Source organism: Rhodococcus sp. IEGM 1306 (genome assembly GCF_036541985.1).
GTDB lineage: Bacteria > Actinomycetota > Actinomycetes > Mycobacteriales > Mycobacteriaceae > Rhodococcus_F > Rhodococcus_F qingshengii.
In genome coordinates, this window is record NZ_JAZHFF010000014.1 from 16,848 (window position 1) to 37,121 (window position 20,274).

The window sequence follows — 20,274 nt, forward strand, 5'->3', positions numbered from 1 at the left end:
GCACTCTTGACAGTCGTCGGATGCGCCGGTGGACAGTTCGACGCCGGAAACTCACAACCGCACCCATCTTCTCGACAAAGTGCCAACTCCGCGCAGAGCACCTCTGATTCTGCACACTCGGAAAAGGTGCCGTCAACGGCAGCACAACGCCCCGTGCGACTCGAAATCCCTTCCATCAGCGTCGATACCGACATCATCGATCTCGGACTCGATACCGATGGAACACTCGAAGTCCCACCGGACGGGAAGGCCGCGGGGTGGTACACCGGGGCTCCCGCCCCTGGCGAGGTCGGGCCGGCAATCATCGCCGGCCACGTCGACTGGGAAGGCACCGACGGGGTCTTCTTCGATCTGCGAAATCTCGAACCAGGGGCCGATATCATCGTCACCCGCGCAGACGGAAGTCGCACAGTATTTACCGCCACCAGTATCGAACACTTCCCCAAGGACGACTTCCCCACCGACGTCGTATACGGCGACCTCGACCACCCCGGGCTCCGAATCATCACGTGTGGTGGATCCTTCGACGAAACCGCCCGCAGCTACACCGACAACATCATCGCATTCGCCGACATCGTCTAACAACCCGACGACGCCGCAGCACGAAACTCATTGCAGCGAAGCGGTATAGATACCTCGAACATTCTGTACGAACAGTTGGAGAGCAATGATCATGTCCCACTTGTCCTTACTCGAGAACTCTCGATGACAGACACCGACGACGTTGGTACCGGCGTCGAAACCGGTGTCGATGCGCTCGCATGGCGGGATCGGAAGCGCTATTGGTGGCCGTTGGGATTGCTGATCCCACTGAGCCCCTTCCTATCCTGGTTACTCGTCGAACATTTGCACCTCGGCTTGTTCTGGGCGACCGGTGCTTGGATCCTGATTCTCGTCATCCCGATCGTCGACGTCGCCGTCGGCGCCGACGGCCACAGTCCGCCCGACAACGTGATCGCGGAATTGCAGGATGACCGATACTACCGATGGTGCACCTACCTGTTCGTGCCGCTGCAATACGGGGGTCTCGTCTTCGCCGCCTGGTGCTGGTCGTATGCCCCGATGGCAACCGGAGAGAAAATCGCACTGGCGATGACCGTCGGCGTCGTGGCAGGTGTCGGCATCAATGCCGCACACGAACTCGGCCACAAAAACAATCGCCACGAGCGGCGGTTGGCGAAAATTGTTCTTGCTCAATCCCTCTACGGACACTTCTACATCGAGCACAATCACGGTCACCACGTCAAGGTCGCGACGCCTCGCGACCCGGCCAGTGCCCGCTTCGGGGAATCTTTCTGGATATTCCTGCCCCGCAGTGCGTTCGGAGGTCTCAGATCGGGATGGCTGATCGAATCGGCACGTCTGCGCCGACAAGGTTCACCGGTACTGTCGCCTCGGAACAGCATCGTGCAGGCGTGGTCGCTCAGCGCCGCACTGTTCGGGACTTTGATCAGCGTGTTCGAGTGGCAGATATTGCCCTGGCTGTTCCTGCAAGCCTTAGCCGGGATAACTTTCCTCGAAGCGGCCAATTACCTTGAACACTACGGATTGCTCCGTGCACGAAGAGAAGACGGCAGCTTTGTCAAAGCCAGGCCCGAAGACAGTTGGAACAGTGATCATCTCGTGTCCAACTTGTTCCTGTATCAATTGCAACGACACAGCGACCATCACGCGAATCCGCGACTGCGCTACCAATCTCTGCGCAGCGCTCCGACGGCTCCGCAGCTGCCGGCCGGATACGCGGTGATGATCGTCTGCGCTGCCGTACCACCGTTGTGGAGGCGGATCATGGATCACCGCGTCCTCGACTACTACAACGGCAACATCGAACTCCTACACTCCAAGGCCACCATATGAATGACACTGCCCGAGATGGCGACCGCAGCGACGAGCAGTACACATCCATCGGACCGACACAGAACGCCCGAGCCGACTACCAGCCGGCCCGTGTTCGACTCATGCGCGCCGCTCCGAGTCCGGAGGTCGTCGCTTCCGCGGAGTACCTGTTGACCAAGCCCGACGCATACCTCCATCGCCGCCGCTACCTCGACCTGATCGCCCACACCCCCGGGCCTGACGGCACATCGATCACCGACTACGCCGCAGCAGAACGCTACCTTCTTGACACCGCCACCGCGTACCGGCGAACGATTCGTGAGCGTCTTCTGTCGCCGGTGACCGGCGAATTCCGGTGAAGTCGACAAAGTAACGAGCCCGATATCCAGATCACCGGTGAGTCATCCGCTTCGCTCAGTGCCATTGTGGGTATTGGTGTTCGGCGCCAATCATCCTCAGGAACAAAGCTTTCGCCATCGACAATCGGGATGGTCACTGGGGCTCACCGATACCTTCCAGGACCAAGAACTCGATCTTCCGCAGTTCGTCGTCCGCATCGAACTCGCTGTCGCGGGCGGCGACTCGCCTGATCAATTCCACCATGGCCGAGTGGATTGTCTGGAACAGGAATGCACGTGGGTCGGAAGCATCCGAGACGTCGTCACTGTTCATCTGGATCTGTGCTGTTGCCGTGCGTCGCCCCAGAAACACGCGCGGAACCCGAAGTCCGGTCGGGTGAGTCACCACGGTGATGTCTCCACCAACGACGACGAACAGATCGAAGCCGTACTGGAACTCGACGGCTCTCAGCCGGTGCCGGAGTCGAGCCAACTCCTCGATGAAGTCCGGCGGTATCGACGGCCCACCAAACACCGTTCTGAACGAGATCCTGCGAGTTTCCATGGTCAAAACACTAGGACATATCTGCTACCCCGCCTTAGAGATATCGATCGCCGGAATAGTTGACGACGCTCCCCGATTCCAACTCGATCTATCGACCCTGAGATTCGGGATCAAGGCTCATTCCAGGAACGGGGCGCAACCACGGCGTCGTCACCAGTGGCGTCGTGGTGGGCATCATCCTCGCCCACCGTGGCGGTACTGGTTGCTGATCTGGCCGGCTGGCGCGCGGCCGGGTCAGTCGTGACGCTGACAACTGCGAACCGAGTATTCCGTACCCGGGCACTGATCACACTGTTCCTCTTTTCACACTGTTCCTCTTTGCATCCTTCGGTGCACTTGTGGAGTGGAATGGCACTGCCACTGAGCGAGGAACGGTAGTGGTTGTCCACAACACAGACCTGACGCGCACATCGTGGGTACGAACACAGCCGGGCCGCAAACACGGCCCGGCTGTGAAGTTCTCACGCACCACTGGGATTCAGAATGAACGTAACTACTGAACCGGATCGAGAATCAGTCGTCCACCCTCGATCACTTCGAATCCTCCACTCTTACAGGTTGATGACGTCACCGACAAAGATCTGGTCGGGATCGACGATGTGCGGGTTCATGTCCCAGACCTGCTGCCAGGAAAGCCCCCGTTCTGCACCGAGACCGGACAACGTATCGCCCGCCGCAACGATTACCTCTTCGCCCGACACACGAGATTCAGTCTCCGGAATACTTTCTGCCGGTGCAGATTCAGATGACACGGGTTCGACAACCGGAGCGGAAGCGGGCTCCGGTGCGGATTCGATTGCCGCCTCAGGTGCAGGTGCAGGTGCAGGTGCAGCGGCAGGAACAATGCTCGAACCGGTATCGCACGCGCCGACCGAACTCAGGAAGGCCATCGGATCGACGGCCCCGCCACTGTGAATCCGCAGATGCAAGTGGGGACCGGTCGAGCTACCGGTGTTGCCGGTTGCCCCGATCTCATCGCCGACCTCGACGTGCTGACCCACTCCGACCCAGGTGTCGGAGAGGTGTCCCATCTGGATCTGCTCGCCGGTGTCCGCTTCCAATTGGATGTAAGTTCCGTATCCTCCTGGATCATTGGGCCCTGCAACAGAAATCGTTCCCGACGTCGGCGCGTAGAGCGTGGTACCGACGCTTACGGCGAAGTCGACGCCGTCGTGGCCCGCGTGGTACCCCTGCGAGAGTGATCCACCTACCGGCCACTCCCAACCGCAACTGGCCGACCAGCCTTGCGCACCGGCGATACCTGCGTTGGCTACTGCTCCGGCACCTACGAGGGCGCTCACTCCCGCGGTCAGGGCGATGAATCGTTTTGTGTTGGAGGGCTTGTGTTTTCTGTGCTTACTCATTGTTTCCTGACTGGATGTGGACGGTGAAGGTGCAGCCTCTACCGGCTGACAGCACTCGAAATGTGCTGAGCTCATGGCGAGCAGCACCGACTCCGTTGTGTAGAACTTTTCGAATGCGCCCAATACGGGGCGTGTAAAAGACGAAGCTCGCGATCGAGGGCACCTGGCGATCAAACGGACCGATCAGACTCTGACGAGTTCTGACTTCGTGGCGGTTCGATCTGCCGCGCGCTGTGAATGCAGGCGCACCGAACTTCAAATTTTTCGATCGCAGACCAATCGAGGCGGGTGTCTACCCGGACGGTCGAGAAAGGGGTGGAACATGCAGATCCTTGCGTTGCGGATGACGAATCACCTCATACGCTGTCGCTTCACGACGCTGCACGCGACGGTTGAACTACCTGGATACGTACCTGTTTTTGCACGTTCGTCCCGACCGGTCGTGTCATAATCCCGCGCCTGACAACGCCCCCACCAGGAAAAATGCCGAACGGGAGACCAGCGCACGTTCCGGTATCGGAAACGCGCGCTGATCTCCCGTCAGGTAGATCTATTTATGTGGTCGAGCTAGCGCTCTGTGTTTGTCGAGCTACCGCTCTGCGGCGTGATGGGCAGCGATGTAGCCGTAAACCAGGCCCTGGCCAATCGTCGCGCCGGCACCTGGATAGGAGTGACCGAATGCGTTGGCCGCGGTATTGCCGATCGCATAGAGACCGTCGATGATGCTGCCGTCCTCACGAAGCACGCGGGCACGCGCGTCGGCTTGTACGCCACCGCAGGTACCGAGGTCACTCAATGTCATCTTCACCGCGTAGAGGGAACGACCGTCGACCGGCCTCAGGTTGGGGTTGGGAGACACTGTCGGGTCACCGTAGTAGCGGTCGTACGCACTTCCTCCACGACCGAATTCCGCGTCGCTACCTGCTGCTGCGGCCTCGTTGTACGTCCGGAAGGTCTCGGTGAAGGCGTCCTCCGGCAGTCCGACCTTGCGAGCGAGCTCTGCCGGGTTGCTCGCTTTGTGTGCGATACCGGACTCGAAGAAGGCCGGTGGAAGGGGCTGACGCGGGAAGATGCCGCCGGCGAACACGTAGCTGTTGCGGTACTCCTGGTCGAAGACGAACCACATGGACTCGGCCGGGTCGCCCGCCTTCTCCCTCTCGAGCACGCGCTGACCGAAGGTCATGTAGTCGGTTGCCTCGTTCACGAATCGCCGGCCGGTGTGGTCGACGATGAACGAGCCAGGCAGGGCACGCTCCGCGAGCATCACCATCGGCGGCCGTCCCTTGATGCTCGCGACCGCCGGGAACCACCACGACTGGTCCATGGAACCGATACCGGCGCCCAACTCCTGCGCTGCCTCGATCGCCTCGCCAATGTTGCCCTCGGCACCGAGGCTCTCGTGCTCTCCGAGGCTCTCCGACTGGTACTTGTGGCGCCACTCCATGTTGTGGTCGAACCCGCCGGCGGCCAGAACTACGCCGCGCCGGGCCGTCACCGTCACCTCGCGGCCGTCTTGCACGACGACTGCACCGGTCACGCGGTCGCCCTCGGTGACGAGCCGAACCAACGACGTCTCCGTCCACACTGGGATACCAGCTTGCACCACACCGGCGAACAGGCCAGCTGCGAGCGCCTGACCACCGGCGATGTATTCACGCTTGAGGACGTACTTGCCGTAGACGCCCTGCGCCAAGCGGCGGATGATGCGCGGAAAAGCCTTGGTCGGCTTCTTCACCATCAGGTTCATCCATTTGTAGTCCGCGCCGGTCACGGGCATCGGCAGCCCGGCTTCCATCAAGCCGGGGCGCAGGCGACCGCGTTCCGCACCGAGCACCGACGCATCGAACGGCAGGCACTCACAGGTGCGGCCGGCAGCGCTACCGCCCGGCAGTTCGGGGTGGTAATCGGAGTATTCCTTGGCCCAGAAGAATTTCATGGGCGTCGTGCGATGGAGCATGTCGACCGTGGCGGCACTGTTGTCGACGAACGCCTCACCACGTGCGGCAGGTGCCGTATCACCCACCGCTGCATGCACATACGTCTTCGCGCGCGCAATCGTGTCGCCCGCACCGGCTTCTGCCAGTACCGGGTTGGCAGGCATCCAAAACGCCCCACCGGACCGCGCCGTCGAACCGCCAACGTACTGCGTCTTCTCCACGATCAGCGTGGACAAGCCGAGCTCGTTCGCGGTGAGGGCCGCCGCCATGCCGGTACCGGACCCGATCACAAGCAGGTCGACAGCGATGTCATGGGCTCGTGTCGCGGGGGGTGCCTGATTCTTAGCCATTGAACGAATCCCTTCACGTGGTTTATCGACGCAAACGCTAGGGCAGTCGCAGCGGAGTAGGGTCCGGATGCCCATTCAGCGGGACACTGCGAGCGGGTTGGCTCTGACAGCATCCGGTCAGAGTGGGCGCAGTTCGGCCGTCACGGCAAACAGCCCGGTCCCTGAGTGACATATTCGCGGCGGTTGATGCCGGGAGTCGGGAAGAATCGTGGGTGCGTTTGATCGTGCCTCGACATTGTCGACCAATTCGCAGATCGGTCCACCATCACGCCAGTGTGTCCTCGATCCACGAATTTCTCCTATTCGAGCGGATATGGTGAGGCTGTCCCTTCGATCACGACCGTGGTGGAAAGTGGTAACCGCAGGCGACATTGCCGAACACTGGAGGTCTCTCGTGATGAATCTCGTTCGCCGACTCAGCGTCTGCGCATCCGTCGTGATCGTTTCGGCTCTGACGCCGGTAGCCCTCGCATCCGCTTCGGTGACCATTCCGTTTCAGATCAACCCTGCGCCGTACGGCAACCCGAACGGCAGCTTCGACGCGCCCGCCGTCCGCTGCGTAGCTGTAGTCGGCGAACAACCCGGCACGGTGACGATCACCGGCGGCAAGGAAGACCGCTGGGGATGCCTGCTCTCGTCCGAAGTGCGCTGGCTGAACCTTTCGACCGGGGCTTCCGGCTCCGCTCGACTCTCGGACGGTCTGAACGGAGTCCCGGCCGAGGCGATCGTGCAGACCGGGACCGGTCAAGTCGCTGTCGCCGTGCTGTCTATGGCCGGATCCATCATCACCCCAGGTGCCACATCGTTTTACGTGCCGTAGCACCGGACTCCGCATCACCGGCACGGTGGGACCTAAGGTCCTGTTTACCGACCTGTCATCCCGGTTAGCCTGAAAAGACGCTACCGAGAGGACGCCCATGACCTCGTCAGTGCACGAAACAATCGCAGTCGATCTGGATTTGATCGACGTGTACAAGGATCTCCACAGTCACCCCGAGCTGGGGTTTCACGAAGATCGCACGTCCAAGATCGTCGAAAAACATTTGCATGCATTGGGATTCGACATCACAACCGGAGTCGGGACTACCGGAGTCGTCGGAGTCCTGAAGAACGGAGCAGGACCCACTGCGCTGCTGCGTGCGGACATGGACGCCCTCCCGGTTCGGGAAGAAACGGGATTGGACTACGCCAGCACCGTGACAACGACCGACGATCAGGGGAAGTCCGTCCCGGTCAGCCACGCGTGCGGCCATGACCTGCATACGACTTGCTTACTCGGTGCAGCCCGGATCCTCTCGCAGGACACGACGACCTGGTCCGGCACTCTTGTCCTCGTATTCCAACCGGCCGAGGAACTTGGCGCGGGTGCGCAAGCCATGGTCGACGACGGACTGTTCGAGCGATTCCCGAAGCCCGACATCGTTCTCGGCCAACACGTATCGCCGCTACCGGCAGGCACGATCGCCGGGCACGCCGGCCCCTCGTATGCGGGATCGGACTCACTTCGTGTGAGACTGGTCGGAAAGGGCGCCCACGGATCTATGCCGGAGAACTCGGTCGATCCCGTGGTCATGGCAGCCGAAACCGTGTTGCGTTTGCAAACTGTCATCTCACGCGAGGTCCCGAGTACTGCGACAGCTGTCCTCACCGTCGGCTCCATCCATGCTGGAGATGCCGCCAACGTCATTCCCGGCGAAGCAGAACTGCAACTCAACATCCGCAGCTACGACGCGGCTGTGCGTCAGCGCATCCTGGACAGCGTCGACCGCATCGTCCAGGGCGAAGCGGCCACCGCCGGCGCACCCACCCCACCGACCATCACCGAGACGGAGCACTTTCCGATCGTCGTCAATGACCCGGCGGCGCTGGACAAGACACTTGATGCGTTTGCCGAATGGCTGGGAACGAACAAGATTCTCGACCCCGGTGCGGGCGCAGGTAGTGAAGACGTCGGCATCCTCGCCACCAGTGCCAGTGCGCCACTGTCGTACTGGCTGTTGGGCGGGACCGACCCTTCACTGTTCACTACGGGTGACATGACTGATCCGGCCCTGCGAACCGTTCCGTCGAACCACTCTCCGCACTACGCTCCAGTGATCGAGCCGACCCTGACCATCGGTGTGAACGCCTTGGTCGTCGCGGCCAGGACGTGGCTCCCAACTCCATAGTGCGGGACCGGTCCGCAATCGATCAATCGTCCACACCGCCAATGCTGCAAACGCGTAGGCACCGCCGAGAATGCTTGCAGCACCCCACCCTGCCGCGTCGAAAACCATTGTGGTGGTTACCGCTCCAGCGGCGCTGCCCAACGAATAGAACACCATGTAACCGCCGATGATCCGTCCGGCCGATTCCGGTTGGTCCGCGACGATCAGATTCTGGCTCGTGACGTGAACAGCCTGTACGGCGAAGTCCAATGCGACAACACCGACTACGAGCAGGACAAGCGAATGCGGCGCCTGCGCGTTCAATACCCACGACAGCAAGAGAACGACCAAAGACGCCCCGGTAACACGTTGCGCCTTCCTTTGATCGGCCCAACGTCCGGCACCGATCGCGCCCAATGCTCCGACCAATCCGGCGATTCCGAAGAGCCCGATCTGTGTGGTCGACAACCGCCATGGTTCTTCGCTCAATGGCAGGGCCATTCCACTCCACAAGGCGCCAAAGGACGCGAACAAGAACAAGGTGATGAGAGCCCTCGTGCGAAACAGTCGGTTCGTAATCGCCAATGTCACGACCGATCCCATGGCATGCACATAAGAAGACCGATCCGAGTGCGAGCGAGTGTCTTTCGGCAGCATCGTCAACGCGACTGCCGCGACCAGTACCGAAATGAAAGTGGATCCCGAGTAGACCGCACGCCAGCCTGCCAGATCCGCAACTGCGCCGGCGACAGTTCGAGCGAGGATGATGCCGACGACAACGCCACTGGTGATTACACCGATGTTTGCGCCCCGCTCGTCCGGGTCGCTGATTGCCGCAGCGTAGGCGACTACGACTTGAACGACAACGGAGAACGTGCCGGCGACGGTCATCCCGATCAGCAGTTGCGCGCTCGTGGTGGCCAGAGCTACAACCATCGTTCCCGTTGCAGCAGCGACGATCTGGAGTGCGATCAATCTCTTGCGATTCACGAGATCGCTCAGTGGCACCAACACGATCAACCCGACCACGTAACCGAGTTGGGCGAGTGCCACGACGAAGCCGAGGCCGGCCGGAGGAAGGGAAAGATCCGAGCCGATCTGTCCGAGTAGCGGTTGCGCGTAGTAGATGTTCGCCACCGAGACACCGCAGAGCACGGCGAGCAACAGGCGAAGTCCACGAGGCATTTTCGGCCCTACCGGTGCGATCGTGAGTGCATGACGTTCGGACACTTCCACCTCAACTTGGTTGCATTTTGATACCATTTGAAGGCTACGTCAATTCGGTTTCAAAACGCAACCAATGAGGAATTCGATGCCTGATCGCGCACAGTGGACGGACTCGCACTGCCCGACGGCCCGAGCGGCCGACATCATCGGCGATCGATGGTCGTTGTTGATCGTGCGAGACGCCTTCGACGGGGCATCCAGATTCAGTCAGTTTCAACGAAACCTGGGCATCGCAAAGAACATTCTCACGGACAGACTCAAAGCCCTTGTCGAGCAAGGGATCTTCGAGGTTCGATCAAACGTGCAAGGGACCCGCAACGAGTACGTCTTGACTGAACGTGGCATGGATCTGTTCGTCGTGATCACGAGCCTGCGACAGTGGGGCGAACGCCATGCGTTCGATGACGGTGAACCCCATTCGACGTTGATAGACGACACCACGGGAGACCCGGTACCCGGACTCCGACTGGTCAATGCACGGAAAATCGACCTGAACCCGACCAACACACACGTCGAGAAGGTCGTTGAAGGTTGAGCGACGACTCGGCACAGTGAACGGTGGCCACGCAGGGTTGGTAGTACGCGCATACTCCATTCATGACCGTCGATCTCGAGTTTTCCTGGCCGCAGTTTCTCTGGATCGTATTCATCTTCGTCGGCGTGCCCACGGCTGTCGGTGCGAGCTTCATCTGGACTATTTGGCGTTCGGAACGACTTGACCTGGAGCATTCCACAACCGCCCCCGGTTCCGGGCTCACAGGGTCGGGCTCACTCGGACTGTGGCGCACTGGCCTGTTGGCTTTTGCGCTGGGCGTTCTGTCTTGCGTGGGCTGGCTCAGCTGGTCAGCCGACTACAAAGGCGGATTCCGCGGCCCCGGCCTGCCTGCCCCGACGCAGTTTCCGACCTGGCAGGTCCTCGCCTGCGGATTAACGGTAATTCTCGCGTGTTTCGTTTCCGCACATTGCGCGCGATGGATCAAGTCGGGAGGTCTGACTGCAGCTGCCGGCACGGCTGCAGGATTCACCACAGCTTTCAGCATCGGCGCTAGTACTGATGTCACCGGCCAAGCGGGCGTAGGCGTTGCGCTGTCTGCAATCGGATGGGGGCTAACCCTTACCGCACTGATGCTTCTGCGCGACAGATGGTCGCGACGACGCTGAATCCTGCCCTCAGTACATAGCCCCCGCGGCGCGATTCAGCGGCGACGACAGCATCACGCGGGTGGTAGTCGAATCCTGACGAAGGAATGGACGTGACGTCCATGCGGATCAATATCGCGAGTAGTGCTGCATTTCCTCGCGATCGGCGGCACAGATGCACTTTCGGTCGAGACCGCGGTCGGCAGTCACCGCGCAGAACCGAACTCCGAGCGGATCGTGGGATTCCATACTGTGCTGACATGCCGGACAGATGGACAATGCTTTCTCATCCGCGTCAGTCGACTCGGCTTGCCCTGGTGCATTCGACACGTCGGACGGGTTCGACGCCATACAGGCGCTCCAGTTCTCGGCCGTTCGACCACGGACCGGGTTGGCGTCGAGGACGACATGGCTTGACCGCGCATATTCGAATGACCCTCGACCTACCCCACGCTACTCGCTTCGGCGCACCGGTTTGTACCAATTTCTGCCCGCGCGACAATCCCCGTCGAGCAGGATAGAACTACTGCACGCAGCAATTTCCGTGCAGGATTCGATTTCGTGCAGTAGTCGATGTGAAAGGGCTTCTTGTGAACACTTTCCAACGTGTGTCCGCCGCCGTGAACGTAGTGGTCCAACCACTGATCGGTGCCCCGATAGTGGGCAAGCTTCTCGGCCGTTCGATGACCGTCATCACCTATGTCGGTCGCAAGTCGGGACGCACCTTCAGCGCGCCCGTCTCCTACAAGCGCAAGGGCGACCATGTGACGATCGGCGTTGCCATGCCGGACAAGAAGAGTTGGTGGCGCAATTTCTATCCGGAACAAGGACCGATCATTCTCCAACTGGACGGTATCGATCGCCCGGGTGAGGCACTCGCACACCGGAAAGGAAAGGGCGTCTACGTCTCGGTCGAACTCGCTCCCGTCGACTGAACGAATCGAACCGCCACCGGCGCAATCACATTCAGCTCACACCCACCACTTGGTGACATCGGGGTGATTCAGATCTCGTGACGGTCGGGACCTTTGACTCTGTGCAATCGGCACCCGGTCTCGCACCCTTCGACGCGGGTTTCTTGTCGACCATCGGTCGGACAACCCGATCCTGTCGGGACATTACCGTCCGGTAACATCGATGGCAGGCGTGAGCTGGAAGAGGTGACCACCGTGACGATCGGCATCTATCTGGTCGACGACCACGAGATCGTTCGTCGTGGATTGGCAGACCTGTTGAATCGGGTTTCGGGATTCAATGTCGTGGGCGAGGCGTCGTGTGTTCGCGAAGCCTCGACCGGCATACCCGCATGCCGACCCGACGTGGTTGTCATGGACGTCAGGCTTCCCGACGGCAACGGTGTGGAACTGTGCCGAGAACTGGCGTCGACCTATCCGGAAGCGGCCACCTTGATGCTCACGTCGTATTCCGACGACGACGCCCTCCTCGACGCCATGATCGCGGGCGCACGCGGATTCGTCCTCAAGAACATCCGCGGCCACGACCTGGTTTCGGCGATCCGTACGGTCGCCACCGGCAAATCCCTGTTGAACACTCAGGCAGTCATCGGTTTGGTTCGGCGCATCCGATCCGAGCAGGAGTCCGGCACTGCGGCAGCAATGTTGACCGATCAGGAACTGTTGATCTTCGAGTTGATCGGCAAGGGGCTGAGCAATCGAGAGATCAGCACGCACGCGGAGCTCTCGGAGAAGACAGTCAAGAACTACGTCTCCCGCATCCTCGAAAAACTGGGTCTCGAGCGTCGAACTCAGGCCGCAGTTCTGGCGACAAAGCTTCGTGCGGGCACTGCTCACCCGGATCCTTCCGGACAGGCGACCACTCACCTGCTGACTCCGTCAGGTTCGCCATTCTCCGCCACTACGGGCACACACCATGCCAGGTAGCCGCGACGCGCTCATGCTCAGCCTTTTCGGCGACATCGCCGGAAGCGCCGAGGCGACTGCCCTCAACCCGACCGCGATTCCCAAGCTGCTCAGTGCCGTATTGACCGTCGGGTCCACCCTCGAGCTCGACGAAACCCTGCAACAAATTGTCGACGTCGCGCGCCATCTCCTCGAAGCGGACTACGGTGCGCTCGGCGTGAAGTCCCCCGACGGACGCTTGTCGCGATTCATCCACTCCGGTTTGGATCAGGGGCAGGTCGCCGAGATCGGGCATCTTCCAGAAGGTCACGGACTACTGGGCCTGGTCGTTCAAGAACCGTGTCCCGTTCGAACCGAGCGCATTTCCTCGCATCCGTCCTCGGCGGGGTTTCCAGCCAATCACCCGCCGATGGATACGTTTCTCGGAGTTCCGATCTTCGTCAGGGGCGAAGTATTCGGAAGCATCTACCTCGCGGACAGTTCGGACCGGACTGCATTCGACGACCGCGACGAGGCCGTACTCCAGATCTTGGCAAACGCTGCGAGCATCGCCATCGACAATGCGCGCCTGTTCGAGGAATCCCGGACGCGAGAAGCCTGGCTCAAAGCCGTCGCCGCCGTCAACGCGCGTCTGCTCAGCGGCGGATCGCGCGACGAGACGCTGGCCGAACTCGTACGCACGACGCGCCATCTCACCGACGGCAATCTGGTGTGCATAATTCGCTACGACTTGGGCAGAGAGCCAGTAGTTCACGTCGCGGACGCTGCCGATTCCCAGCCTTTCACGGCGACCGGCTCAGCCGTCGATCTGTCCGGGACCGTGATCGACGACGCTGCGCGCAGTCGTCGACCGATCTCTGCCTTACGTGGCAGTTCCGTTCCGGCGCTGAATGTTTCCGGCGACGATTCGGTGGTCGCGCTCCCCCTCTCCGGAACCTCGTTCGGCGGCGGCGTTCTGTTCGCGTCACGCCGCAGCGACCGCCCGTGGGGCGCCGAGGAGATCGAGCAACTGACGGCAATGACAGACATCGCTTCTGTCACTGTCGAATTCGCCGAACAGCAACGGAAAGAAAGACTGGTCGACGTCCTCGAAGATCGCGACCGAATCGCGCGCGATCTCCACGACCACGTCATTCAACAGCTGTTCGCCACTGGATTGAGCCTACAAGGGGTATTGCAACGTCCAGGTGACGAGAACACCGTTCGAACCGTATTGGACACCTCTGTCGATCAACTCGATCGAACAGTCCGTGAAATCCGCACCGCAGTCTTCGACCTTCACACGAGCGAGATGTCTACTCCCACAAGCCTGCGGCGCCGCTTACTCGACGCGGTCAACGGTCTGTCCGGCCACTCGTCGATCACTCCCAGCGTCACCTTTGAAGGAACCATCGACAGTTCCGTCCCGGCTCGACTCGCCCCGCACGCCGAAGCCGTTGTGCGCGAAGGTTTGAGCAACGCACTGCGACATGCTCATGCCGATGCCATCGACGTCACCATCCGGGCCACCGAGGAACTTGTCATCAGCATCGTCGACGACGGCGTGGGTATCGACCAGGCAACCAGAATCCACGGTCTCGACAACCTGTCGACCCGCGCCCGTCAGTGCGGAGGCTCGAGCAACATCACCAGCGAGAACGGTGTCACCGAACTGGTGTGGCGGGTTCCGCTGAGCCCCAGGCGAAGTCCGATACCAAGCTCTGGCCGTTGAGCGTCAGAGCGGATCCAGTTGGGCCTTGAGCAGGCAGAACTCGTTGCCTTCCGGATCGGCCAGGACATGCCACTGTTCCTGACCTGTCTGGCCGATGTCGGCCGGGCGCGCACCAAGAGCCAGTAGGCGTTCGAGTTCGGCTTCCTGATCGCGGTCGGTGGCGTTGACATCGATATGCAGGCGGGGCTTACCCTTCTCCGGCTCGTCTCTACGACTGAGGATGATCGTGGGCTGTGGACCGCCGAACCCTTCGCGTGGGCCGATCTCCAGCGAACCGTCGTCCATTCGATCGAGCACGACGAAGTCCAGGACCTCGCACCAGAACCGGCCCAGCACCTCGGGTTCCCGGCAACCGAGCACCAGTTCACTGATACGACATGCCATGACCATCTCGCTTTCTTTCCGCCCGTGAAGACAACTCTCTCGACCGTACCGGACCACGTGATCTACGCCATGCCGCCCTGTCCGATCCTCGGGACCTTTTCCCCTCGCCCGAGGTCGTAACCGCCACGATCATTGCGTTTATGTTCCACAGTCCCAAGCATTCTCGGTATGTCGTCACGTCGATGCGCGTAGGCGGCCGTCGTGGTTGATCTCGCTCCCCGGCCGGTCGACGAGGTTGATATCCACATCGGCGCCACTCCCCGAACCGCTCCGAAGGGTTCGAAACTGGTCGAGATCCTCAGGACCACCGATCACAAGATGATCGGCCTGATGTACATCGTGACATCGTTCGCGTTCTTCCTGATCGGCGGGTTGATGGCGCTGCTCATGCGGATGGAATTGACCGTTCCGGGAATGCAATTCCTGTCCAACGAGCAGTACAACCAGTTGTTCACCATGCACGGCACGATCATGCTCCTGCTGTACGCGACGCCGGTCTTCTTCGGATTCGCCAACTACCTCATGCCACTGCAGATCGGCTCGCCGGACGTGTGTTTCCCGCGACTCAATGCCTTCAGCTACTGGTTGTACCTCTTCGGCGGCCTGATCACCTCCGCCGGATTCGTAACACCCGGTGGTGCGGCAGATTTCGGCTGGACCGCCTACGTGCCGCTCACCAGCGAACTCCACTCCCCCGGAATGGGCGCCGACCTGTGGATCATCGGTCTCGCTCTCGGCGGCGTCGGCACCATCCTCGGCGCAGTCAACATCGTTTCGACGATCGTCTGCCTGCGCGCCCCGGGTATGACGATGTTCCGCATGCCGATCTTCACGTGGAATGCGCTGGTCGCCAGCATGCTGATCCTTCTCGTTTTCCCGCTGCTCGCTGCTGCCTTGATCGGATTGTGGGTGGACCGGCACCTGGGAGCGCACCTGTTCGACCCCGCCACCGGTGGAGTCATGTTGTGGCAGCACCTGTTCTGGTTCTTCGGCCATCCCGAGGTCTACATTCTTGCACTGCCCTTCTTCGGCATAGTCTCCGAGATCTTCCCCGTCTTCAGCCGCAAGCCGATCTTCGGATACACCGGATTGGTCTACGCAACACTGGGAATTGCAGCACTGTCGATCGCTGTGTGGGCGCACCACATGTATGCAACCGGCGCTGTTCTCCTCCCGTACTTCTCGTTCATGACCTTCCTGATCGCAGTTCCGACCGGCGTCAAGTTCTTCAACTGGATCGGCACGATGTGGAAGGGACAGTTGACCTTCGAGTCCCCGATGTTGTTCTCCGTCGGCTTCCTGGTCACATTCTTGTTCGGCGGACTCTCCGGCGTCATCCTTGCCAGCCCGCCCTTGGACTTTCATGTCACCGACTCGTACTTTGTTGTCGCGCATTTCCATTACGTCCTCTTCGGAACAATTGCGTTCGCGACATACGCCGGAATCTATTTCTGGTTCCCGAAGATGACCGGCCGGATGTTGGACGAGAAGCTCGCCAAGATCCACTTCTGGTTGACTCTGATCGGCTTTCACGCAACATTTCTCGTCCAGCATTGGCTCGGCGCTCAGGGTATGCCTCGGCGGTACGCGGACTACCTGCCGTCGGACAATTTCACTCTTCTCAACACGATCTCGACCGTCGGCGCATTTGTGCTCGGAGCCTCGACGATTCCGTTCATCTGGAACGTTTTCAAGAGCTACCGGTACGGCCGAATTGTGACAGTCGACGATCCTTGGGGCTTCGGAAACTCGCTCGAATGGGCGACGTCCTGCCCACCACCGCGACACAATTTCACCGAACTCCCCCGAATCCGCAGTGAGCGGCCGGCATTCGAACTGCACTACCCCCACATGGTCGAAAGAATGCGCAACGAGGCGCATGTCGGGCTGCTCGGCCACAAGTCGGTTTCCGACGTGAGAACTGAGGTGAAACAACATGAATGACGGCACGAAGTACCGAGCCTGGGCAGAAGATCAGCAACACGAACGCCGAGCGAAACCCGGCCATCTTCTCGCGCCGTTGCTCGTGCTCATGTTCGCGGTCGCGACGCTGGTGTGGTTGCCCTTGACGACTGCCGCATGCTCGATAGTCGTCGCAGGATTGCTGTTCGGCACTGTCCTGCAAGCCAGTTCGCATTCGACAGACACAGCTCGAGGAGTTCACGATGAAGCCCGAACTATCGACTGACCTCATCACCTCCGAGTGGTCCGCAAACGGAGCGGTCGTCGTGTGTATCGACGGATCCCCTCTGCGCCATGACGTGATCACGTGGGCGGCCGAGTTCGCGCATCGCCACAGTCTCTGGATGCGAATTGTTTTCGTAGCTCCGACCACCGCCGATCCGAACACCTCGGCGTCACCGACCGGCCTGTTCATGGAAGCCATTCAGATCGCCGAGTCGGTGTCGCCAGATCTTCGGATCCGGACCGATCTGATCTCCGGGGAGAACACCGCAATTCTCACCGCGCTGACCGCTGAGGCCGCCTTGATCGTCACACCACAGGACGATCTCGCTGCCCCTGCCCCGAGGTGTTCGTTCGCAAAAGTCGGAAGACCGCGTGAAAGCATCGCTGCGGCAGCCTTGCCCGTTGTCGTCGGTTTGGACGGAAGCGCCCACAGTGAAAGCGCTTTGGCTATTGCATTCAAAGAAGCAGAGGCTGCGAATACCGAACTGGTCGTCGTGCACGCCGCCCCGCCAGAGGGCGAACTGCGTCGAGACTTCGCATCCGGGCACGCGCCCCAGCACTCGACGCCGCTGACGTGGCAACTATCGGGTTGGGCCACGCTCTACCCTGGCGTCGCCATCCGTCAGATCGAGTTCGACGGCCCCTCAGTTGCCATTCTTGAACAACTCTCCACCGAGGCACGGCTTCTCGTCGTGGGTCGGCGTGGGCGAGGTTCGTTCGACGACGCCGGTCTCGGCACGACGAGCAGCACGATGATTCGAAAAGCTCAGTGCCCGGTCATCGTTGCGAGCGAAGTCTGAATCAGATCCTCACCCGGTCAGAAGCCGTAGCTGTGGATGGGTGCGAGCTGACCGTACACCGCTGGTACCAGCGCAAATTGATCGGCCACACGACCACGCTATCGTGTGCAGAAGCAACGGCGCCCCGCGAGAACAAAGCTCGCGGGGCGCCGTCGGTTGATCTGCTGGATCAGCGGGCGTCGAACCGGTCGAGGTCCATCACCTTGGTCCAGGCAGCGGCGAAGTCCTCGGCGAACTTCTGCTTGGCGTCTTCGCTGGCGTACACCTCGGCGAGTGCACGCAGTTGCGAATTCGATCCGAAAACGAGATCGACCGCAGTTGCCGTGTATTTCGGATCGCCCGTCGCACGATCAACGCCGTCGTAGACGTTCTCGTCCGTCTTCGACGGCTTCCACTCGGTACCCATGTCGAGAAGGTTGACGAAGAAATCGTTGGTCAACGTCTCTGGGCGGTCGGTGAACACTCCGTGACCGGTCTTGGCGAAGTTCGCGTTCAGCGCGCGAAGTCCACCGACCAGCACTGTCACCTCGGGCGGGGTCAGCGACAGCATGTACGCGCGGTCGACCAACAGAATCTCTGCCGGAATCTTCTCCCCACCCTTGAGGTAGTTCCGGAATCCGTCGGCCCGGGGTTCGAGTACCTCGAACGAGTCGACGTCTGTCTGCTCCTGCGTTGCGTCTGTACGCCCCGGAGTGAACGAGACCGTGATGTCCTGTCCGGCGTTCTTCGCAGCCTGTTCGACGGCCGCTGTACCACCCAGAACGATCAGGTCGGCGAGCGAAACCTTGGCTCCACCTGCCTGGTTGAAGTCTTGCTGAACCCGCTCGAGAGTCTGAAGCACCGCGGAGAGAGCTGCGGGCTCGTTGACTTCCCAATTCTTCTGCGGTTCCAAGCGGATTCGCGCACCGTTGGCGCCGCCGCGCATGTCGGTGCTGCGGAAGCTCGCAGCCGACGCCCACGCCGTCGATACCAACTGCGAAATGGACAGCCCGGAGTCGAGAAGTCGACTCTTGAGGATCGCGATGTCTGCGTCCCCGATCAGCTGATCCTCCGCCGAGGGAACAGGGTCCTGCCACAGCTGCGGCTCGGGAACCCACGGCCCCAAGTAGCGCGTGACCGGTCCCATGTCACGGTGCAGGAGCTTGTACCAAGCCTTGGCGAACTCTTCGGCGAATTCTTCCGGATGATCGAGCCACCGCCGGGTGATCTTCTCGTACGTCGGATCCAGGCGTAGGGAGAGGTCGGTCGTCAGCATCGTCGGAGTGCGTCCGGCCGACGAATCGAACGGATCCGGGATCGTGCCCGCCCCCGCGCCGTCCTTCGGAATCCACTGCCAGGCACCCGCCGGGCTCTTGGTCAGCTCCCAGTCGTAGCCGTACAGGATCTCCAGGAAAGTGTTGTCCCACTTCGTCGGAGTGGGCGTCCATACGACCTCGAGACCACTGGTGATCGCGTCCTTGCCCACTCCTGTACCGAAGGCACTCTTCCAGCCCAATCCCTGCTGCTCGATGGGTGCGCCTTCCGGTTCCGGTCCGACGAGGTCGGCCGGGCCGGCGCCGTGCGTCTTGCCGAAGGTGTGGCCGCCGGCGATCAGTGCGGCTGTCTCCACGTCGTTCATCGCCATGCGAGCGAAGGTTTCGCGAATGTCGCGGGCGGCCGCTACCGGGTCCGGTTGGCCGTTGGGCCCTTCGGGATTGACGTAGATCAGGCCCATCTGAACTGCGCCCAGCGGCCCGGACAGCTCGCGGTCTCCGCTGTAGCGCTCGTCGCCGAGCCAGGTGTCCTCAGGACCCCAGTAGATCTCCTCCGGCTCCCAGATGTCTTCTCGACCGAAGCCGAAGCCGAACGTCTTGAACCCCATCGACTCCAAGGCGCAGTTGCCCGCGAACACCAGGAGGTCGGCCCAGGAAACCTGCTTTCCGTACTTCTGCTTCACGGGCCAGAGCAGGCGCCGCGCCTTGTCGAGGCTGGCGTTGTCCGGCCAACTGTTGAGCGGGGCGAAACGCTGAGCGCCCTGACCTCCGCCGCCGCGACCGTCGGCGATGCGATAGGTGCCGGCAGCATGCCAGCTCATACGCACGAAGAGTCCGCCGTAGTGCCCGTAGTCGGCCGGCCACCAATCCTGCGACGCCGTCATCAACGCGATGACGTCGCGCTTGAGTGCCTCGACATCGAGTTTGGCGAATTCCTGGGCGTAATCGAAGTCGGCACCCATGGGATTGGATTTCGACGAATGCGAATGCAGGACAGAGAGATCCGGCTGATTCGGCCACCAGTCGCTGTTTGTTCTCGGACGATTCCCGGTAGGTGTCGGAGACGGGATTGCGGGGTTTTCACTTTCGCTGGTGCTCTCGGTGTTTCCATCGTGAGCAACCGGGCAACTATCGGACACGGTAATCCCTCCATGA

19 protein-coding genes and 1 pseudogene are annotated in these 20,274 nt (G+C 61.1%); 13 read left to right on the plus strand and 7 right to left on the minus strand.

Features of this window, described 5'->3' with window-relative positions:
- Nucleotides 1–126: 126 nt before the first annotated feature.
- The 3 genes from V3587_RS27270 to V3587_RS27280 all read left to right on the plus strand — a co-directional run bounded on the left by V3587_RS27270 (nt 127) and on the right by V3587_RS27280 (nt 2,195).
- A complete protein-coding gene (locus V3587_RS27270) occupies nt 127–582 on the plus strand; it encodes a class F sortase (protein ID WP_283377483.1) in 456 nt (151 codons plus the stop codon).
- 123 nt (nt 583–705) lie between these two features.
- The gene (locus V3587_RS27275) at nt 706–1,857 is read left to right on the plus strand and encodes an alkane 1-monooxygenase (protein ID WP_283377482.1); all 1,152 of its coding nucleotides are present in this window, start codon (nt 706–708) and stop codon (nt 1,855–1,857) included.
- Nucleotides 1,854–2,195, plus strand: a complete 342-nt coding sequence (locus tag V3587_RS27280) for a hypothetical protein (RefSeq protein WP_283377481.1) — start codon at nt 1,854–1,856, stop codon at nt 2,193–2,195. Before V3587_RS27275 ends, V3587_RS27280 begins: the two co-directional genes overlap by 4 nt.
- A 133-nt stretch (nt 2,196–2,328) precedes the next feature.
- On the opposite strand, the gene V3587_RS27285 is transcribed toward V3587_RS27280, so the two are convergent.
- The 3 genes from V3587_RS27285 to V3587_RS27295 form a co-directional block, all read right to left on the minus strand.
- The gene (locus tag V3587_RS27285; protein ID WP_283377480.1) at nt 2,329–2,739 is read right to left on the minus strand and encodes a hypothetical protein; all 411 of its coding nucleotides are present in this window, start codon (nt 2,737–2,739) and stop codon (nt 2,329–2,331) included.
- A 551-nt stretch (nt 2,740–3,290) separates the two neighbouring features.
- On the minus strand, nt 3,291–4,103 hold the full coding sequence (locus V3587_RS27290) for a M23 family metallopeptidase (protein WP_283377479.1): 813 nt from the start codon (nt 4,101–4,103) through the stop codon (nt 3,291–3,293).
- A gap of 589 nt (nt 4,104–4,692) precedes the next feature.
- Nucleotides 4,693–6,390: a 3-ketosteroid-delta-1-dehydrogenase gene (locus tag V3587_RS27295; RefSeq protein ID WP_095971813.1), complete on the minus strand. Its 1,698-nt coding sequence runs from the start codon at nt 6,388–6,390 to the stop codon at nt 4,693–4,695.
- Nucleotides 6,391–6,787: 397 nt separating this feature from the next.
- Between V3587_RS27295 and V3587_RS27300 the strand changes: the two genes are divergently transcribed.
- Complete coding sequence (locus V3587_RS27300; RefSeq protein ID WP_166812267.1) at nt 6,788–7,210, plus strand: hypothetical protein; 423 nt, start codon at nt 6,788–6,790, stop codon at nt 7,208–7,210.
- A gap of 97 nt (nt 7,211–7,307) precedes the next feature.
- A complete protein-coding gene (locus V3587_RS27305; RefSeq protein ID WP_283377478.1) occupies nt 7,308–8,558 on the plus strand; it encodes an amidohydrolase in 1,251 nt (416 codons plus the stop codon).
- Here the strand turns inward: V3587_RS27305 and V3587_RS27310 are convergent.
- A pseudogene (locus V3587_RS27310) lies at nt 8,526–9,800 on the minus strand (MFS transporter); the annotation flags it as partial. The gene V3587_RS27305 and the pseudogene V3587_RS27310 sit on opposite strands and share 33 nt — an antisense overlap.
- Before the next feature lie 49 nt (nt 9,801–9,849).
- Here V3587_RS27310 and V3587_RS27315 point away from each other — a divergent pair.
- Both V3587_RS27315 and V3587_RS27320 read left to right on the plus strand, forming a co-directional pair.
- On the plus strand, nt 9,850–10,299 hold the full coding sequence (locus V3587_RS27315; RefSeq protein ID WP_124567407.1) for a winged helix-turn-helix transcriptional regulator: 450 nt from the start codon (nt 9,850–9,852) through the stop codon (nt 10,297–10,299).
- Nucleotides 10,300–10,361: 62 nt separating this feature from the next.
- Nucleotides 10,362–10,925, plus strand: coding sequence for a hypothetical protein (locus V3587_RS27320; RefSeq protein ID WP_095971811.1), 564 nt, complete (start codon nt 10,362–10,364; stop codon nt 10,923–10,925).
- Between the two features lie 108 nt (nt 10,926–11,033).
- Here V3587_RS27320 and V3587_RS27325 read toward each other — a convergent pair whose 3' ends face one another.
- Nucleotides 11,034–11,255 carry an RGCVC family protein gene (locus V3587_RS27325; protein WP_095971810.1) on the minus strand — a complete coding sequence of 74 codons (222 nt, stop codon included), beginning with the start codon at nt 11,253–11,255 and terminating at the stop codon, nt 11,034–11,036.
- A 239-nt stretch (nt 11,256–11,494) separates the two neighbouring features.
- On the opposite strand from V3587_RS27325, the gene V3587_RS27330 reads away from it, so the two are divergent.
- From V3587_RS27330 to V3587_RS27340, 3 genes are all read left to right on the plus strand, one after another.
- Nucleotides 11,495–11,839, plus strand: coding sequence for a nitroreductase/quinone reductase family protein (locus V3587_RS27330; protein WP_095971809.1), 345 nt, complete (start codon nt 11,495–11,497; stop codon nt 11,837–11,839).
- 234 nt (nt 11,840–12,073) lie between these two features.
- Nucleotides 12,074–12,805 (plus strand): response regulator transcription factor, encoded by a 732-nt coding sequence (locus V3587_RS27335; protein ID WP_283377477.1) that lies wholly within the window; start codon nt 12,074–12,076, stop codon nt 12,803–12,805.
- Nucleotides 12,795–14,495, plus strand: a complete 1,701-nt coding sequence (locus tag V3587_RS27340; protein WP_283377476.1) for a GAF domain-containing sensor histidine kinase — start codon at nt 12,795–12,797, stop codon at nt 14,493–14,495. Before V3587_RS27335 ends, V3587_RS27340 begins: the two co-directional genes overlap by 11 nt.
- A gap of 3 nt (nt 14,496–14,498) precedes the next feature.
- Here the strand turns inward: V3587_RS27340 and V3587_RS27345 are convergent, their stop codons facing one another.
- A complete protein-coding gene (locus V3587_RS27345; RefSeq protein ID WP_095971948.1) occupies nt 14,499–14,879 on the minus strand; it encodes a VOC family protein in 381 nt (126 codons plus the stop codon).
- Nucleotides 14,880–15,080: 201 nt separating this feature from the next.
- Between V3587_RS27345 and ctaD the strand changes: the two genes are divergently transcribed.
- From ctaD to V3587_RS27360, 3 genes are read left to right on the plus strand one after another with little or no spacing between them, the layout of a single operon-like run.
- Complete coding sequence (gene ctaD, locus V3587_RS27350) at nt 15,081–16,823, plus strand: aa3-type cytochrome oxidase subunit I (protein WP_283377475.1); 1,743 nt, start codon at nt 15,081–15,083, stop codon at nt 16,821–16,823.
- Nucleotides 16,816–17,067 carry a hypothetical protein gene (locus V3587_RS27355; RefSeq protein WP_283377474.1) on the plus strand — a complete coding sequence of 84 codons (252 nt, stop codon included), beginning with the start codon at nt 16,816–16,818 and terminating at the stop codon, nt 17,065–17,067. Before ctaD ends, V3587_RS27355 begins: the two co-directional genes overlap by 8 nt.
- On the plus strand, nt 17,045–17,866 hold the full coding sequence (locus tag V3587_RS27360) for a universal stress protein (RefSeq protein ID WP_283377473.1): 822 nt from the start codon (nt 17,045–17,047) through the stop codon (nt 17,864–17,866). Before V3587_RS27355 ends, V3587_RS27360 begins: the two co-directional genes overlap by 23 nt.
- 169 nt (nt 17,867–18,035) lie before the next feature.
- Here the strand turns inward: V3587_RS27360 and katG are convergent, their stop codons facing one another.
- Nucleotides 18,036–20,258, minus strand: coding sequence for a catalase/peroxidase HPI (gene katG, locus V3587_RS27365; protein ID WP_283377472.1), 2,223 nt, complete (start codon nt 20,256–20,258; stop codon nt 18,036–18,038).
- Nucleotides 20,259–20,274 lie beyond the last annotated feature (16 nt).

What these genes read in the sequence shown, in the direction of transcription:
- V3587_RS27275 (WP_283377482.1), top strand. Translation starts at nt 706, where the DNA reads ATGACAGACACCGACGACGTTGGTACCGGCGTCGAAACCGGTGTCGAT.
- V3587_RS27280 (WP_283377481.1), top strand. Translation starts at nt 1,854, where the DNA reads ATGAATGACACTGCCCGAGATGGCGACCGCAGCGACGAGCAGTACACA.
- V3587_RS27285 (WP_283377480.1), bottom strand. Translation starts at nt 2,739, where the DNA reads ATGGAAACTCGCAGGATCTCGTTCAGAACGGTGTTTGGTGGGCCGTCG.
- V3587_RS27290 (WP_283377479.1), bottom strand. Translation starts at nt 4,103, where the DNA reads ATGAGTAAGCACAGAAAACACAAGCCCTCCAACACAAAACGATTCATC.
- V3587_RS27295 (WP_095971813.1), bottom strand. Translation starts at nt 6,390, where the DNA reads ATGGCTAAGAATCAGGCACCCCCCGCGACACGAGCCCATGACATCGCT.
- V3587_RS27300 (WP_166812267.1), top strand. Translation starts at nt 6,788, where the DNA reads ATGAATCTCGTTCGCCGACTCAGCGTCTGCGCATCCGTCGTGATCGTT.
- V3587_RS27305 (WP_283377478.1), top strand. Translation starts at nt 7,308, where the DNA reads ATGACCTCGTCAGTGCACGAAACAATCGCAGTCGATCTGGATTTGATC.
- V3587_RS27315 (WP_124567407.1), top strand. Translation starts at nt 9,850, where the DNA reads ATGCCTGATCGCGCACAGTGGACGGACTCGCACTGCCCGACGGCCCGA.
- V3587_RS27320 (WP_095971811.1), top strand. Translation starts at nt 10,362, where the DNA reads ATGACCGTCGATCTCGAGTTTTCCTGGCCGCAGTTTCTCTGGATCGTA.
- V3587_RS27325 (WP_095971810.1), bottom strand. Translation starts at nt 11,255, where the DNA reads ATGGCGTCGAACCCGTCCGACGTGTCGAATGCACCAGGGCAAGCCGAG.
- V3587_RS27340 (WP_283377476.1), top strand. Translation starts at nt 12,795, where the DNA reads ATGCCAGGTAGCCGCGACGCGCTCATGCTCAGCCTTTTCGGCGACATC.
- V3587_RS27345 (WP_095971948.1), bottom strand. Translation starts at nt 14,879, where the DNA reads ATGGCATGTCGTATCAGTGAACTGGTGCTCGGTTGCCGGGAACCCGAG.
- V3587_RS27355 (WP_283377474.1), top strand. Translation starts at nt 16,816, where the DNA reads ATGAATGACGGCACGAAGTACCGAGCCTGGGCAGAAGATCAGCAACAC.
- V3587_RS27360 (WP_283377473.1), top strand. Translation starts at nt 17,045, where the DNA reads ATGAAGCCCGAACTATCGACTGACCTCATCACCTCCGAGTGGTCCGCA.